Annotated in this window: 4 protein-coding genes; 2 read left to right on the forward strand and 2 right to left on the reverse strand. The window is 61.5% G+C overall.

Annotation, left to right across the window (positions count from 1 at the left end; genetic code table 11):
• Positions 1 to 569 precede the first annotated feature (569 nt).
• Positions 570 to 1,397, reverse strand: a complete 828-nt coding sequence (locus AACV02_RS30355; protein ID WP_119735962.1) for a N(5)-hydroxyornithine transformylase PvdF — start codon at positions 1,395 to 1,397, stop codon at positions 570 to 572.
• Between the two features lie 199 nt (positions 1,398 to 1,596).
• On the opposite strand from AACV02_RS30355, the gene AACV02_RS30360 reads away from it, so the two are divergent.
• Both AACV02_RS30360 and AACV02_RS30365 read left to right on the forward strand, forming a co-directional pair.
• The gene (locus tag AACV02_RS30360; RefSeq protein ID WP_119735964.1) at positions 1,597 to 3,249 is read left to right on the forward strand and encodes a cyclic peptide export ABC transporter; all 1,653 of its coding nucleotides are present in this window, start codon (positions 1,597 to 1,599) and stop codon (positions 3,247 to 3,249) included.
• Positions 3,250 to 3,358: 109 nt separating this feature from the next.
• Positions 3,359 to 5,800 (forward strand): TonB-dependent siderophore receptor, encoded by a 2,442-nt coding sequence (locus AACV02_RS30365; RefSeq protein ID WP_119735966.1) that lies wholly within the window; start codon positions 3,359 to 3,361, stop codon positions 5,798 to 5,800.
• A gap of 265 nt (positions 5,801 to 6,065) precedes the next feature.
• Here the strand turns inward: AACV02_RS30365 and AACV02_RS30370 are convergent, their stop codons facing one another.
• On the reverse strand, positions 6,066 to 17,918 hold the full coding sequence (locus AACV02_RS30370) for a non-ribosomal peptide synthase/polyketide synthase (protein WP_119735968.1): 11,853 nt from the start codon (positions 17,916 to 17,918) through the stop codon (positions 6,066 to 6,068).
• Positions 17,919 to 17,921 lie beyond the last annotated feature (3 nt).

A 17,921-nucleotide genomic window follows, 5' to 3' on the forward strand; every position in this document is an offset into this window, starting at 1 on the left:
CCATCAGGTAAAAGTTCGCGGCAATGATTGGCGCGGCTGGGCTTAGGGTGGTGCGTAAACACCAAGACCGCCACCATTCAAATGTGGGAGCTGGCTTGCCTGCGATAGCGGTGTGTCAGTCCCCCCTGTATCGACAGGGCCACCGCCTTCGCGGGCAAGCCCGCTCCCACATTTTGCCTTGCGTACATCAGGTAAAAATTCGCGGCAATGGTTGGGGCGGCTGGGCTTAGGATGGTGAGTAAACACCAAGACCGCCACCATTCAAATGTGGGAGCTGGCTTGCCTGCGATAGCGGTGTGTCAGTCACCCCTGTATCAACAGGGCCGCCGCCTTCGCGGGCAAGCCCGCTCCCACATTTTGCCTCGCGTACACCAGGTAAAAATTCGCGGCAATGGTTGCGGCGGCTGGGCTTAGGGTGGTCCGTAAACACCAAGACCGCCACCATTCAAATGTGGGAGCTGGCTTGCCTGCGATAGCGGTCTGTCAGTCACCCCTGTATCAACAGGGCCACCGCCTTCGCGGGCAAGCCCGCTCACATTTTGGTGCTGTATGTACCAATAGGGCTGTGTTCAGGCCTCCTTGGCCAACAACTCCAAGCCTTCGTGCAACGCCGGGAACAGGCTGTTGTTAAAGTTGTTCCAGCGCAGTTCGAGGATGGTGTCCTCGGGCGATATCTCGGTTTTCAGCACGTCGTGAAACACTTCACCCGAATCGATGCCGTTATCCACGTAGTGGAACGAAGCGCCGGTGAGGTACAGCGGCTCGGACGGCGTGGTGGCCTTGGTCGCCCAATCCACCACGGTTTGCCCACGCGCACCGTACAAGGCATTCCAGGTGGCGTATGCGCCGCGGCGTTCGTAAGGCGATTCGATTCGGGTAATGCCTGGGTGAATGTTCATGATGCGCCGTGCAAACGGTGCACCTGGACGCACCAGCTCATCCAGAATCACCAGCAGACCGTCCAGCACGACGATATCGGCCTTCAATTCCACCAGCGTGTCGTGCAGGCGACGCTCGAAATCCTGCTTGCCGGCAATGTGCTCGGCACTGCCGCGTGGCAGACGGCGGTAGGTGGACGGCACGCTCAATAACAAGTCGTTGACCAGCCGCCCCTGCACCTGCAGATCCGCCGGGTACAGCCACTGGCGGCCTGGTTTATAGGCAAAGCCGTAATTGCTGACCAGTTGCTGGTCGCGCGGGTTCTGCTCGTCATCGTCATACACCACGCCAACCAGGTTATAGGCCTCGCCCAACGGCGTGTCGTTCAGCGAACCCACCAGAAACTCCAGCACCGACTTCATATAGCGCTCGTGATCCTTGTAGGCCACCGGCTGCCCGGCCTTGTCGGCGGCGGCATTTCGCAAGGACCACACATACACCAGGTTCTTTTTCGTCATTGTTTCGCTCTCGCTGAATGGACTGCGCGCGGCGTCGATGCACGTGCGCCTACAGCACAAGAACGAACCAGCTGCGCGGCAATTTATGCCGCGCCACCCGCAAAGGGCACGCCGAGCTAAATACTCGCGCCGGCGCTTCGTTTGTCATGGGTAAGGGTCTGTGTGCCCAGCCCCTCTTTTCACTCTCCGGGAAGTACTTATGACCGACCCCAAACGCAGCGCCTTCAAGGGTCTGCTCGCCTTGCTCAGGCCCTTTCGTACCATCGTGACGATCTCCGTCGCTCTCGGCATGGTGGGCGGCCTGGCCATTACCTTGCTGCTGGCCACCATCAATAACGCGCTGCATTCGGTCAACGGCATGACCCAAGGCGTGGTCCTGACCTTTGCGGCGCTGTGCGTACTGGCGCTGATCAGCTCGATCATTTCCGACATCGGCACCAACTATGTCGGGCAACGCATCATTGCTGCCTTGCGCAAGGATCTGGGCGAGAAAGTGCTGTCGGCACCCATCGGCCAGATCGAGCGCTACCGCTCGCACCGGCTGATCCCGGTGCTGACCCATGACGTCGACACCATCAGCGATTTTTCTTTCGCCTTCACGCCACTGGCCATCGCCGCCACGGTGACCCTCGGTTGCCTGGGCTACCTAGCCTACCTGTCGGTGTCGATGTTCCTGATGATGGTGGTGGCGATCATCATCGGCAGCGCCGTGCAATTCATTGCCGGTGGCAAAGGCATCCAGGGCTTTGACCTGGCGCGCAGCCATGAAGATGAATTGCAGCGCTACTACAACGCGATCGCTTCCGGCGCCAAGGAACTGCGCATGCACCGCCCACGGCGCTATCGCATGAATACCCATCGCATCCAGGAAACCGCCGACCGCATCAGCGATATCCAAGTGCGTTCGGTCAACATTTATATCCTCGCCAAGACGTTCGGCTCGATGCTGTTCTTCGTGGTAATCGGCCTGGCCCTGGCGATGCAGGCCTACAATCCGAACCCTGACCCGACCGTGATCACCGGCTTCGTGCTGGTGCTGCTCTACATGAAGGGCCCGCTGGAACACCTGCTGGGCTATTTGCCGGTGGTGGGCAAGGCCAAGATCGCCTTTGGCCGGATCAGCGAGCTGTCGGAGCGCTTCTCCTCCCCCGAACCGCACCTGCTGATGGATGACAGCGAAGCGCCAAAACCGGTAGTCAACAGCCTGGAACTGCGCGGCGTGAGCTACAGCCCACCGGCGATTGAAGGCAGCGAACCGTTCCACCTGGGGCCGATCAACCTGAGCATCAAGCAAGGCGATATCGTGTTTATCGTCGGCGAGAACGGCAGCGGCAAGACCACCCTGATCAAATTGCTGCTGGGCTTGTATCCGCCCCAGGCAGGCGAGATTCGCCTGAACGGCGAGGCCGTCACCGACCCCGAGCGCGATGACTATCGCCAACTCTTCACGACGATCTTCTCCGACTACTACCTGTTCGACGACCTGGTGCAGGGCAGCGCCACCCAGTCACTGGACAGCGCCGCCAAATACCTGGAACGCCTGGAAATCGCGCACAAGGTCAGCGTGAAAGACGGCGTATTCAGCACCACCGATCTGTCCACCGGCCAGCGCAAGCGCCTGGCACTGGTCAACGCCTGGCTCGAAGAACGCCCGGTGCTGGTGTTCGACGAATGGGCCGCCGACCAGGACCCGGCTTTCCGCCGGATTTTCTACACCGAGCTGCTGCCGGACCTCAAGCGCCTGGGCAAAACCATCATTGTGATCAGCCACGACGACCGCTATTTCGACATCGCCGACCAATTGGTGCGCCTGCGCGCCGGCCAGGTGCTGCACGAAATGGAACCGGCCTGAAATTTATTTTCCGGTTTTTCCAAGTAGGAACGTCTCACTAGTGGTAATGAGAATAATACTCAATAGATACCTATAACTTGCCCACTTAAACATAGAAGAGAAAGCATCCATGCCAGCAAGACTCGGTCTCAGCCCCCTGAGCAAAGCGCTATCCATGCGCCGGGCCCTGAACATCAATCTTCTTCCGAGCGCCTTGGCCCTGGCGATATCGCTGCCGGTTGCAGGTTATGCGCAGGCACAGGAGATCGAGCTGGATATTCCCGCACAGTCGCTGGGGAGCGCCTTGCAGGAATTTGGCCGCCAGACCAATGTGCAAGTGCTGTACAGCCCAAGCGATGTGCAGGGCAAAAGCAGCCGTGCGGTCAAGGGCAAGATGGAGCCGCAGCGGGCCATTGACACGTTGTTGGGTGGGACTCAGACCACTCACAGCTTCAACGGCAACTCGCTGACCGTGACCGCTGCCGGTACATCCGCAACGCTGGAACTGAGCCCGACCGAAGTAACCGGCAATACCTTGGGCAACATCACCGAGGATTCCGGTTCCTATACGCCGGGCACCATTGCCACGGCAACCCGCTTGACCCTGACGCCACGGCAAACCCCGCAGTCAATCACGGTGATCACCCGCCAGCACATCGAAGACTTCGGCCTCAATAACGTCGACGACGTGATGCGTCACACGCCGGGCATCACCGTGTCAGCCTACGACAGCGACCGCACCAACTACTATTCCCGTGGTTTTTCGGTCAACAGCTTCCAGTACGACGGCATTCCGTCCACCGTGCGCAACGTTGGCTATTCGGCAGGTAACACCCTGAGCGACATGGCGATCTACGACCGCGTCGAAATTCTCAAGGGCGCCACCGGCCTGCTCAACGGTGCCGGTTCCCTGGGCGCGACCATCAACCTGATTCGCAAGAAGCCCACCTCGGAATTCAAAGGCCATGTGCAACTGGGCGCAGGTTCCTGGGACAACTACCGCAGCGAAGTGGACGTCAGCGGTCCGTTGACCGACAGCGGGAATGTCCGTGGTCGCGCAGTGGCGGCGTACCAGGACAAGAATTCCTTCATGGACCACTACTCACGCAAGACCGAAACCTACTACGGCATCACCGAATTCGACCTGTCCCCCGACACCATGCTGACCGTGGGCTTCGACTATCAGGACAGCATTCCACAAGGCACCAGTTGGTCGGGTTCCTTCCCGTTGGTGAAATACGACGGCAGCATCAACAAGATGCCGCGCTCCTACAACAACGGCACCACCTGGAGCTCATGGGAGCAAAACACCCGCACCGCCTTTGCCATGCTCGAGCATGACCTGGGCGACGGCTGGGTCACCAAGTTCCAACTCGACCATAAGATCAACAGCTACCACGCCGACCTCGGTTCGATCCAGTTCGTTGAACCACAAGCCGATGGCACAGCGTCGATCAACGGGCAGAAATACACCGGAGAAACCAAAAGCACCTCGGCCGATCTGTATGCCACCGGGCCATTCAGTCTGTTCGGTCGTGACCATGAACTGGTCGTAGGTGGCTCGATCGGCACCTCGCGCTGGCAGGGCAAAGGCTATTGGTCGCCGGACTGGCCAGGCGGCAACAAAGTGGATTTCTACAACTGGAATGGCAAGATCGCCAAGCCAATCTACGGCCCGGTCCAACAGTACACGGACGACACCATTCGTCAAACCGGCTACTACGTGACCACCCGCTTGAACGTGATGGATGACCTGAACGTGATCCTCGGTGGCCGCGTTGCCAACTACCACGTCACCGGCAACAACCCGTCCTACAAGGAAACCGGACGGTTCATCCCGTACGCGGGTGTGATCTATGACCTGAACGACAATTTCTCGGTGTACACCAGCTATACCGATATTTTCCAACCTCAGGAAAGCACCTATAAAGATCGCAACAAAACGCTGCTGGAGCCGGACGAAGGGCAAAACTACGAGGTGGGCTTGAAGGGCGAGTTCTTTGAAGGCCGCTTGAACACCAGCCTTGCGTATTTCGAGGTGCATGAGATCAATCGCGCTATTCCGGACGATGCCTACAACAACCAATCGCCTTCCCCGGAAAACTATGCGTTCAAGGGCTCCAAGGCCGTCACCAAAGGCTACGAAGCAGAGATCTCCGGTGAGTTGAGCCCAGGCTGGCAACTGCAGGGCGGTTACACCCACAAAATCGTACGCGACGAAGACGGCAAGAAAATCTCCACCTTCGAGCCAGAGCATCAGGTCAACCTGAACACCACCTACAAACTCAAGGGCGCTCTGGACAAGTTCACCGTCGGTGGCGGTGTACGCTGGCAAACCAAGGCCTGGAATGAGATCTGGAACCAGCCGCTCAATAAAAACCAGGACATCACCCAGTCGTCCTATACAGTGGTCGACCTGATGACCCGCTATCAGGTCACCAAGAACCTCTCGGCGACCGTCAACCTCAACAATATCTTCGACACCACCTACTACACTAACGTGGGCTTTTATAACTCGGCAGCCTATGGCGAGCCGCGTAACGTGATGTTCAGCACTCGCTGGGACTTCTGATTAAATGCACTGATCGCCCCAGGCGATCAACCAACGCCCGATGAAAGCGCCGCTCTCATCGGGCTTTTTTATGCCTGTGTATTAAGGCCATGCCCGGTCAACTGTGGGACTGGCTTGCCTGCGATGGCATCGACTGGGTGCCTGATACTTCGAGGTGCATGCATCGCAGGCAAGCCAGCTCCCACAGAAAAGCATGCCTGCCCGACCTGAAATCCAGCACAAAAAAACCCGGATCAATGATCCGGGCTGATTCGTGCGTCGCCCCTTAGTCCATGGCGGCCACCAGGCTGGCGATGAACGCGGCGCTGTCGATAATGCCGTCATGATCGGTGTCGATCATCACCGAACGCTCGATGCGCCCCTGCCCAATCACCTTCGCCATGTTCTGTTCGATCAGGTTTTTGAACTGCCCCGCGCGGCTCAACGAGGCCCACCAGCAACTGACCGGCGCCTGGATCGGCTTGAAGTCCGCCGCTTCCAGGCGTTCGCTCAACGCACGGTCAACCTCCCAGGAAATCTGCGCCTCGTTGCCACGCAGCAACTCTTCCTTGATGCTGGTAAAACCTTCACCCAAATGTTGCTCTGCCCAAGTCACGAACGCATGCCATTGCCCGTCTTCATCCGCTGCCTGACGCAGGCACTCCTGCCACGCACCCTCAATCTGCTCGGCAAACGCCGGGAACATGGCCCCAAGCAACGCCGCACGGCGTTCATTGGCGGATGCCTCGCGCCCCTCCTCGATGAACACCGCGTCCCAATACGGCTTGAGCCACTGCGGCGGCGCCGAATCGATCCAGCCGACAAACTCTACCTCACGCCCTGCTTGCTCCAGCGCGTAGGCGACTTCCATCGCCAGGTTGCCACCCAGCGACCAACCGGCCAGGCGATAGGCACCCTGTGGCTGTGCTGCCAATAATTGCGCGGCGTAATCGTCAACCATCGCCTGCCACTCAGGCACCGAAGCGCCCTCTTCCACCAGCGCACGGCAGATCACCCCGTACACCGGGCGTTGCTCGCGCAGCGCCAGGGCGATCGCGGTGTAGCAATGCACCGAACCAAAGCTTGGGTGGAACATGAACAGCGGCGTACCCTGGGTCTGGCTGTTGAGCTTGACGATCAACTCGCTGCGCGCATCGCCCTGCAGGCAATTAACCTGCCCGCGCACGGTTGGGTTGAGCATCAATTGGCTGACAGACAGGTTGACCCCGCTGACCTGCCGGATGCGTTCCTTGAGCAACAGCACGCGCAAGGAGTGGCCGCCCAACTCGAAGAAGTTGTCATTCAACCCCACCCGCTCAACACCCAGCACCTCGCTCCAGATCGCTGCTACCTGTTGCTCAATCTCGCTGTGCGGCGCCTGGTATTGCTCTGCGCCGTTGGCTTCAGGCTTGGGCAGCGCCTTGCGATCCAGTTTGCCATTCGGGCTCAGCGGCATCTGCTCAAGCACGACCCACTGCGCGGGTACCATGTAGTCCGGCAAGTGCGCAGACAAGTGCGTGCCGACCACGGTTTTCCAACCCTCACTCGGCGCCTGCAATACCACGTAACCCACCAAATGCGTGCCGTCCACGGCCAGCACGGCCGCTTCACGCACGCACTCATGCTCCAGCAGACGCGCCTCGATTTCACCCAACTCGATGCGCAGCCCACGCAGTTTGACCTGATGGTCGATGCGGCCCGCGTACTCGATCACACCGTCGTCGCGATAGCGCGCCAGGTCGCCAGTGCGGTACAGCCGCTCTCCACTGCCGAAGGGGTCAGTCACAAAACGTTCAGCGGTCAACGCCGGCCGACGGTGATAACCCCGCGCCAGGCCAATACCGCCCAGGTACAACTCGCCCAACACGCCCACCGGCGCCGGCTCCAGGTTGCCGTCCAGCACGTAGCAGCCCAGGTTGGCGATGGGCCGGCCAATCGGCACGGCATCACTGCCTTCCTCGACACAGGTCCAGTGGGTCACATCAATCGCGGCTTCCGTCGGCCCGTACAGGTTGTACAACCGGGCAGCGGGCAGCTTGGCAAAAACCTGTTGTTGCGCGTCCACCGGCAATGCTTCGCCGCTGCACACAATGCGTTGCAGGCTCTGGCAAGAGCCGACCGCCGTGTCCTGCAAGAAGGCTTGCAGCATGGATGGCACAAAGTGCAGCGTGGTGACCTGCTCGGCGTTGATCAACCTGACCAACCGGGCCGGATCGCGATGATCCCCCGGCGCCGCCACCACCAGGCGCGCGCCGGTCATCAGTGGCCAGAAGAACTCCCACACCGACACGTCAAAACTGAACGGGGTTTTCTGCAGCACCGTATCGCCGCCATCCAGGCTGTATGCCTGCTGCATCCAGCAGAGTCGATTGGTCAGTGCCGAATGCCGATTGCCAGCGCCCTTGGGCTGCCCGGTCGAGCCCGAGGTGTAGATCACATACGCCAGGTTCTCGCCATCCACTGCGACATCAGGATTGTGCTCGCTGTAACCTTCAAGCCATGCTTCGCCGGTCTCCAGCACCAGGCTCTGCACGCCTGTCGGGAGCGGCAGTTGCGCCAACAAATGTGCCTGGGTCAGCAGCAGATTCACGCCGCTGTCTTGCAGCATGTAGCTGAGTCGGTCACGCGGGTATTCCGGGTCCAGCGGCACATAGGCGCCGCCGGCCTTGAGCACGGCCAACAGGCCGACGACCATCTCGATTGACCGCTCCACCGCCAGCCCCACCAGCACGTCCGGCCCGACACCTGCCGCCACTAAACGATGCGCCAGGCGGTTGGCACGACGGTTAAGTTCGGCGTAGCTCAACTGCTGCCCGGCAAAGGCCAGGGCCGGGGCGTGCGGCGTACGTAGCACCTGGGCCTCAATCAACTGATGCACGCCCTGATGCAGCGGGTAAGTCTGAGCCGTGGCGTTCCAGGCCAGCAACGTCTCACGCTCGGCCTGGGTCACGGACGGCAGTGCGGCCAGGCGTTGGTCGGCATCGACGATCAAGGCATTCAATAACTGCTGGAAGTGCTCGGCCAAGCGCTGGATATGTGCGGCGCTGAAAGCTTGCCGATCATAGTTGAACTCAAGCCCGAGGCTGTCGCCCATGCCCAGCAGCACGGTCAACGGATAGTGCGTCTGCTCCAGGCTGTGCACCGCACCAAAGCGCAGGCCCGACAGCGCGCCTTGCTCCAACGCCTCGGAAACCGGGTAGTTCTCGAACACCAGGATGCTGTCGAACAGCGCCTCGCCACCCAACCCGGCCCAGCGCTGGATCTCGAACAGCGGCGTGTGTTCCTGCTCGCGCAAGCGCACGTTCTGCGCCTGGATCTGTTGCAGCCACTGGCCGACCGACAGCTGCGCTTCAGGCGTGGCCACCACAGGCAGCGTGTTGATGAACAAACCGACTTGCTGCTCGATACCGCGCAGCTCGGCCGGACGACCCGCCACGGTAGCGCCGAAGGCCACGGTCGCCTGCCCGGTGTGATGTTGCAGCAGCAATAACCAGGCAGCTTGCACCAAGGTATTGAGGGTAACCTTGTTGCTTTGCGCGAACGCTTTGAGGCGTTCGGTGTGAGCGGCGTCAAAGCTCAGGCGATGTTCACCATTGGCCGCCACCGCAGCAGGCTCATCGCTCGACAGGCCAGGTGCCAGACGCGTAGGCGCCTGCAGATTAACCAGTTGAGCTTTCCAGAAGGCTTCGCTGACGGCCTTGTCCTGCGCCTGCAACCAGGCAATGTAGTCGCGGTAACGCCCGGTCGGTGCAGACAGCGGCTCGCCGGCATAGTGTTGCAACACCTCACCAAACAGCTGCGACCCACTCCAGCCATCCATCAGGATGTGGTGATTGGTGTAGATCAAGTGGTAACTCGACGCACCCGTGCGTATCACCGACAGGCTCAACAGCGGCGCCTGCTCCACTACAAATCCCTGGGCGCGTGCCGATTCGGCCAGGCTGTCGAGTGCCGTAGGGCAATCGGCGCGGTCCTGCCAATCAAGCACCTCAAGCGGCATTCGTCGCTGCTTGTAGACCACCTGCAACGGTTGCTCCACATCCGTCTGCCAGAGGAAGCCGCTGCGCAGGATTTCATGCCGGTCAACCGCCGCCTGCCAGGCCTGGCGGAAGCGCGGTACATCCAAACCGTCCACATCGATGCGCATCTGGTTGATGTAATCGCCCGACCCTTCGCCATACAACGACTGGAACAACATACCTTGCTGCATCGGCGACAACGGGTACAGGTCTTCAACCTCAGAAACGGCAAGCGGCAACGCATCCAGTTGAACTTGCGACAGGCGCGCCAGCGGGAAGTCCGACGGCGTCACGCCCTGATTGGCCGCAGCACAGCAGTGTTCGATCAAGGCTTTGAGTTCCAACGCGTACTCATCAGCCAGCTGTTGCACGGTTGCTTGGGCGAACATGGCCTGGCTGAAACTCCAGTTCAACTTCAGCTCGCCGCCGTACACCTGGCCATTGATTTCCAACCAGTTGCCCAGCGGCGCATCAAGGCTTTGTTCGGCGCCACTGGCGTCACCGGAAGGCGCGAACAAGCCCTCCTGTTCGCCGCTCTCGAAGCTGGCGTCGAACTGTCCCAGGTAATTGAACGTGATACGCGGGCGCGGCAAGCCCGCCAATGCCTGTTGCGCCTCGGCACTGCCCAGGTAACGCAAGGCGCCAAAGCCCAGGCCTTTGTCCGGTACCGCGCGCAGCTGTTCCTTGATCTGTTTGAGCGAACCCGCCAGGGAGTCGGTCGGTGCCAATTGCAATGGATAAAGGCTGGTAAACCACCCAACGGTGCGAGTCAGGTCGATCTCGTCGAACAGGTCCTCACGGCCGTGGCCTTCCAGGCGGATCAGCATCGACGCATCACCGGTCCAGCGCACAATAACGCGCGCCAAAGCGGTCAGCAGCACGTCATTGATCTGGGTCCGGTAGGCACTTGGAGCGTCTTGCAACAAGCGCCGGGTAAACCCTTGATCCAAGTGCGTCGTCACGCTCAGGGCATGCCGGTTACTGACACTGGCCTGTGGGTCAGCGCCCGGCAAACCAGTGCGGCTGCCCCGCAACTGCGTCTGCCACCACGCCAACTCCTCGGCCAGTGCCGCAGTGCCGGCGTACGCTTGCAAACGCTCGGCCCAGGCGCGGGTGGAACTGGTCTTGGCCGGCAGCACCACGCTGACGCCTTCGATCAGTTGGCGGTAAGCGGTTTGCAGGTCTTCCAACAGGATGCGCCAGGACACACCGTCCACCACCAAGTGATGGATCACCAACAATAAGCGTTGCGAGCCGTCGGCCATGCCCACCAGCACTGCGCGCAGCAACGGGCCTTGGCTCAGGTCGAGACTGCGCTGGGCTTCTTCGCCCAGGGCCTCAAGCTCTTCGACGGTGTTCAGCGTGGTCTGCCACAGCACCTGTTCGGCCTGATGCTGCTGTGCAGTTCGATACACCGCATGCCAGCCGTCTGCACCTTGGACAAACCTGGTGCGCAGGGCGTCGTGATGCACGATCAACGCCTCAAGTGCTGCCAACAGCACAGGCACCTCCAACCGTTGGTGCGGCTGCAGCACCACCGACTGGTTCCAGTGCTCGCGCTGCGGGATGTCATCGGCAAAAAACGCGTGCTGGATCGGCAGCAACAATAACTCGCCGGTCAGCGCCGACTGATCCAGCACCACTGCGCCCTCACCCTCCCGGGCGACGGCCGCCAGGCTCTGCACCGTCTGGTGCTGGAACAGGTCCTTGGGCGTGAAGCGCACACCCGCTTGGCGGGCGCGGCTGACCACCTGGATCGAAATGATCGAGTCGCCGCCCAGTTCGAAGAAGTTGTCATGCAAGCCAACGCGCGGCAGGCGCAGCACGTCGGACCAGATCGCAGCGATTTTCTGCTCCAGGTCACTCTGTGGCGCGACATACACTTGCTGCATCTGGCTCACGTCCGGCAACGGCAAGCCTTTGCGGTCCAGCTTGCCGTTGGGGGTCAGCGGCATGCGTGGCAGGAACATCAGGTGCGTGGGCACCATGTAATCCGGCAGGCGGGTTTTCAAGGCGCGGCGCAGCGCTTCGCGGCCGTTCGATTGCGCCACGGCGTCGTCGATCAGCGCCGGGTCCAACGGCACCACATAGGCGACCAATTGCTTGCCGGATGGGCCCTCCTGAGCCACCACCACGGTTTCACCGACACTGTCCTGCTCGCGCAGACGGGCTTCGATTTCACCCAATTCGATACGGAAACCACGGATCTTCACCTGATGGTCGACACGGCCCAGGTAGTCCACCACGCCATCCGGGCGACCACGGGTCAAGTCGCCGCTGCGGTACACACGGCTGCCGGGTTTGCCGAACGGGTCCGGTACAAAACGCTCGGCGGTCAGTGCCGGGCGCTCCAGGTAACCTCGGGCGACGCCTTCGCCGCCGAGGTACAGCTCGCCCGCGACGCCGATGGGTTGCAGGTTGAGCTGCGCGTCCAATACATAACCGCTGCGGTTGCCCAACAACGTACCAATCGGTGCGTAGACGGCGCCGCAAGGGTCACCCCTGCGGGCCTTCCACAGCAGCGGCGTCACCACCGTTTCGGTCGGGCCGTAGCCATTGAACAAGTAGGTTGGTTTCAGCGCACGCCAGGCCAGGTCATAGCTGGCCTGCGCCACCGCGTCACCGCCAAAGCAATAGACGCGCACTGCGGGTGGGTTGCCGTCGCGCTCGGCGTGCTCGGCCAGTTGCTGCAGATAAACGGGCGGGAACACGGCCATCGTCACGTTGTGGCGATGCATTTGGGCGTAGGTGTATTCCGGCAGCCACAGGCTGTCGTCGCGAATCAGTACGCTGGCGCCGTTGATCAGCGGGTGCATCCAGCCTTCGTGGGAACCATCGAAGGCAAACGACATGAAGTGCAGTTCGCAATCCGCCGGGCTGGTTTCGTAGCGCTCGCCGGTCGCAATGATATGCGCCACCAACGGGCCGTGGGACACCGCCACGCCCTTCGGCATGCCGGTGGAACCGGAGGTATAAATCACGTAGGCCAGGTTGTCGCCGTCCAGTACAACCTGTGGAGCGCTGTCGTCAGCGTCGGCCCAGGCTTCGGTCTGATCAACGGCAAGTGCTTCCAGGCCTTCGGGAATCGGCAATCGCAGCTGCACCGCCGAATGCGTCAGCAACAGTTTGGCGCGGCTGTCTTGCATCATGTACAACAGGCGATCGCGCGGGTATTCCACGTCCAACGGTACGTAGACGCCACCTGATTTCATCACCGCCAGAAACGCCACCATGATCTCGGCACTGCGCGGCATGGCGATGGCCACGCGCACTTCCGGCCCCACACCTCGGGCGATCAACGCATGCGCCAGGCGGTTGGCCTGGCCATCGAGTTCACCATACGTCAGGGTCTGCAAATCGAATTTCACGGCCACGGCATTCGGGTTTTCCCGCGCACGGTCGGCGACCAATTCGTGTACCAGGCGTTTGGCCGAGAAGCCCGAATCGGCGCAGTTCCACAGGTGCAGAATCTGTTGCTGCTCGGCACTGTCCAACAGCGGCAATTGGCTGAGGCTTTGCTGCGGGTTGGCGACCATGCCCTGCAACAGGTTCTGCCAATGGCGAGCCATACGTTGCACGGTGCCGGCCTCAAACAAATCCTGGGCATACCCCAGCGTGGCCCAGATACCCTCGTTGGATTCCTGAATATCCAGGTCCAGATCGAAGTGCGCAGTCTTGCTCTCCCAGTCGAGTCCTTCTACCCGCAACTGCGGCAGTTGGTGCTGGACCTGGGCCTGGCCGACATCGGTCTGGTGGTTGAACATCACCTGGAACAACGGGTTGTGGCTCAGGCTGCGCTCCGGTTGCAAGGCTTCGACCAGTTGCTCGAACGGCAGGTCCTGATGCGCCTGGGCATCCAGCGCGCGCTGGCGCGTGTGCTGCAATAACTGCTCGACGCTCATCTGGCCATGCAGGTCGGCCTTGAGCACTTGCGTGTTAACGAAGAAGCCAATCAGGCGCTCGGTCTCGCTGCGATTGCGGTTGGCAATCGGCACGCCGACGCGGATTTCTTCCTGGCCACTGTAGCGGTGCAGCAAGGTCTGGAACGACGCCAGCAACAGCATGAACAGCGTCACACCTTGCTGCTGGGCCAATGCCTTGAGGTCATGGGCCAGTGTCGGCGCCAGCTCGATAGGCAGGCGTGCGCCACGATGGCTCTGCACGGCCGGGCGTGGGTGGTCGAAGGGCAACTCCAGCACACTCTGCTCACCGCCCAGTACCTCGCGCCAGTACGCCAGTTGGCGCGCTTTCTCGCCCGCGTCCATCCAGTTGCGTTGCCACACGGCGTAGTCAGCGTACTGAATCGGCAACGCCGGCAATTGCACGCCCTGCCCTTGGCTGTATGCGGCGTAAAGTTGTACCAGTTCCTCCACCACCCGCTGCATCGACCAACCATCGGACACGATGTGATGCTGAACCAGCACCAGCACATGTTCGTCAGCAGCCAGACGCAGCAGCGTCACGCGCAGCAACGGCCCCTGTTGCAGGTCGAACGGCTGGGCGATTTCAGCTTCTACGCGCGCCTTGAGTTGAGCTTCCTCGACGTCGCCGCACACGATCTGCACCGACGCCAGCGGGTCAATCACCTGCACCGCGCCGTCGTGGGTCTGGCGCACATGCGTGCGCAGGCTTTCATGCCGTGCCAGCAACGTGTCGAAACTGCGCTGCAGCGCCGCCGTGTCCAACTGCCCTTTCAAGCGCAAAGCGCTGGGCACGTGATACGCAGCGCTTTGCGGCTCCAGCTGCCAGAGGAACCACTGACGCTCCTGGGCATACGATAAAGGCAGCGGCTGATCACGCCCCACCGGCACCAGCGCCGGCGCCTTTGGCGCGTTCGGGGAATGGGCTTCAATAGCGGCGACAAAACCGTCCAGGCGCGGCTGCTCGAACAGAGCCTTGAGCGGCACTTCCAGGTTCAGCGCCTGCCGAAGGCGCGAGACCACCTGCATCGCCAGCAACGAATGCCCGCCCAGCTCGAAGAAGTGCTGAGTCAGCCCGACCCGCTCGGTGCCCAGGATGTCGGCCCAGATCGCCGCAACCTGCTGTTGCAGGGCGGTAACCGGCGCTTGCCAATCGGCTTGCGCCGACGTGGCATCCGGTTTGGGCAAGGCCTGGCGGTCCAGCTTGCCATTGGGGTTCAACGGCATGCGCGCGAGGAAGATCAGGTGCGCCGGCACCATGTAATCCGGCAATTGCTCGCGCAGGCTGGCCTTGAGTTGCTCACCGGCAGCCAACTGTTCTTGCTCGGCCAGCGGTTGCGTCGGCACCACATAGGCCAGCAGCTGATTGTCAGCCGCCAGCAACAGCGTTTCGCGCACGCCTGCCTGGGCCAGCAGCAACGCCTCGATCTCACCCAGCTCGATACGGAAACCACGGATTTTTACTTGATGGTCAACCCGCCCCACGTACTCAATCACCCCATCGGCGCGACAGCGTGCCAGGTCACCGGTGCGGTACAGACGCTGGCCCGAGCGGGCGAATGGGTCGGCCACAAAACGTTCTGCGGTCAGCGCAGGTTGCTGCAGATAAGCACGCGCCAGGCCGCTTTCACTGGCGATATACAGCTCACCCACGGCACCGGCCGGCAGCAGGTTCAAATCGCGATCGAGCACATACAGACCACGCCCCGCCAGCGCGTGGCCGATAGGGCTGGCGCTGGCACCGATCACGGTGGTGACGTCGCTGCAGTCCAACACGCTGGACACCACGGTCGCCTCGGTAGGCCCGTAGGTATTGAGCAGGCGTACATGCCCAAGCCCCGCGTGACGCCACAGCGCCGGGCCGTCCAACGGCATGGCTTCGCCGCCGATATGCACCTGGCGCAACGCGCCGTAAGCGCGCGAGCCGGCCACCAGGCAATCCTGCAAGAACAGTTTCCAGTAGGCCGTGGGCAAGTCGGCCAGGGTGATGCCCTGAGCGATAATCTGCCGGTACAGCTCGGCGCCGTCCCACAGCTGCGGGCCACGCAAAACCACGGTGGCTCCGAGGGTCAGCGCCGGGTACAACTGCTCGACGAAACCGTCGAAGTTCAGGGTCGCGAACTGCAACACCCGGTCATCCGGGGTCAGGCACGAGTAGTCGGCGGCCATGCGCGCGAACTCACTCAAGGCGCCATGGTCGATGGCCACGCCCTTGGGTTTACCGGTAGAGCCCGAGGTGTAAATAACGTACGCCAGGCTGCGCGACTCGAAGTCGAGCCCCGGGTTGTACTCGGCGCACTGCGCCAGTTGCGCATCAGCCAAATCGATGTCCAGGGCGAACAACTGCTCAGGCAACGGCAGGCGTTCACGCAGTGACGACTGGGTCAACACCAGGCGTACGCCGCTGTCTTCGAGCATGTGTGCCAGGCGCTCACGCGGGTATTGAGGGTCGAGAGGCACGTAGGCGCCGCCTGCCTTGAGCACCGCCAGCAGGCTCACCACCATGGCAAACGAGCGCTCCACAGCAATGCCCACCAGCACGTCCGGCCCGACGCCCTGGGCGATCAAGTAGTGGGCCAGGCGGTTGGCCTGACGGTTCAATTGGCCATAGGTGATGGCCTGCTCATCCAGCGCCAACGCCTGACGCTCAGGGTTCTGCTGGGCCTGCGCCTCAAACAACTGATGCACCGCGTGCAGTTCGATACCGGTAGCCGGCGCGTTCCAATCCTCAAGGACCACCGCGTGTTCGGCCGCGCCGAGCATCACGACATCACTGAGGCGGCTGTGAGGTGCACTCACCACCGCGCTCAGCAGGTTCTGCCAGTGCTGAGCCAGACGCTCTATCGTTGCAGCGTTGAACAGGTCGGTGGCGTAGGTCAGTGCCGCCCAAATGCCTTCAGCGGATTCATGGGTGTCCAGGCTCAGGTCGAAGTGCGTGGTCTGGCTGTCCCAGTCCAATTCCGAGACGCGCAGGCCCGGCAATTGCTGCCCCTCGCGCCCGCCCTGGGCGTCGGTCTGGTGGTTGAACATCACCTGGAACAATGGGTTGTGGCTCAGGCTGCGCTCGGGCTGCAACGCCACCACGAGTTGTTCAAAGGGCAGGTCCTGATGCGCCTGGGCTTCCAGCGAGCGACGCTTGGTCTGCTGCAGCAGTTCGACGAAACTCATCTGCCCGTCAAGGTCAGCTTTGAGCACCTGGGTGTTGACGAAAAAGCCGATCAACCGCTCCGTCTCGACACGATTGCGGTTGGCAATCGGCACGCCGACGCGGATATCCGACTGCCCGCTGTAGCGGTAGAGCAAGGTCTGGAACGCAGCCAGCAACAACATGAACGGGGTCGCGCCCTCTTGCTGCGCAAGGCGCTTGATACCGCTGACCAACGCCGGTGGCAAATCTACCTGCAAGCTGGCGCCGCGATGGCTTTGTTGCGCCGGTCGCGGGTGGTCGAGGGGCAATTCCAGCACGGGTTGCTCGCCGCCCAGCAGTGCCTGCCAGTAAGCCAACTGACGGGCTTTCTCCCCCGCTTCCATCCAGCCACGCTGCCACAGGGCGTAGTCAGCATACTGGATCGGCAGGTCCGGCAATTTCAGGGTTAGGCCCTGGCTGCAGGCGGCATAGAGTTGCACGAGCTCATCGACCATGACCTGCATCGACCAGCCATCGGAAATGATGTGGTGCTGCACCATCACCAGCACATGCTCATCGTCGGCCAGTTGCAGCAGCGTCACGCGCAACAACGGTGCCTGGAGCAGATCGAAAGGACGCGCGACCTTAGCTTCCACCTGCGCCATCACGTGCTGTTCGTCTGTACGCACCTGCACGATTTCGATGCGAGCCTCAGGCATCACGGCCTGCAACAACTGCTCACCGTCCTGCACCAAGCGGGTACGCAGGCTTTCGTGGCGCGCCACCAAACGGTCGAAACTGTGTTGCAGCGCCACCAGGTCCAACTGGCCTTGCAGGCGCAGCGCGCCAGGGATGTGATAGGTGGCGCCGTCAGGGTCCAACTGCCAGAGGAACCACTGGCGTTCCTGAGCGTAAGACAAGGGCAGTGCCTGGACCTCGTGGCGGGTCGGGGCAATCGGCAGTTGCGCGAAGCTCATGCCACGCGCTTGCAGGCGCTGATAAAACTGCTGACGTTGTTCAAGCGGCAGGCGAAGAAAGCGCGAGACCAGATCGATATTAGGGTTGGAAAGCATGGT

It is taken from the genome of Pseudomonas sp. Larv2_ips (assembly GCF_963879675.1).
Classification (GTDB): Bacteria; Pseudomonadota; Gammaproteobacteria; order Pseudomonadales; family Pseudomonadaceae; genus Aquipseudomonas.

Bases quoted from the DNA above. Each gene is read 5' to 3' on its own strand.
- AACV02_RS30355 (WP_119735962.1), bottom strand. From the start codon at position 1,397: ATGACGAAAAAGAACCTGGTGTATGTGTGGTCCTTGCGAAATGCCGCC.
- AACV02_RS30360 (WP_119735964.1), top strand. From the start codon at position 1,597: ATGACCGACCCCAAACGCAGCGCCTTCAAGGGTCTGCTCGCCTTGCTC.
- AACV02_RS30365 (WP_119735966.1), top strand. From the start codon at position 3,359: ATGCCAGCAAGACTCGGTCTCAGCCCCCTGAGCAAAGCGCTATCCATG.
- AACV02_RS30370 (WP_119735968.1), bottom strand. From the start codon at position 17,918: ATGCTTTCCAACCCTAATATCGATCTGGTCTCGCGCTTTCTTCGCCTG.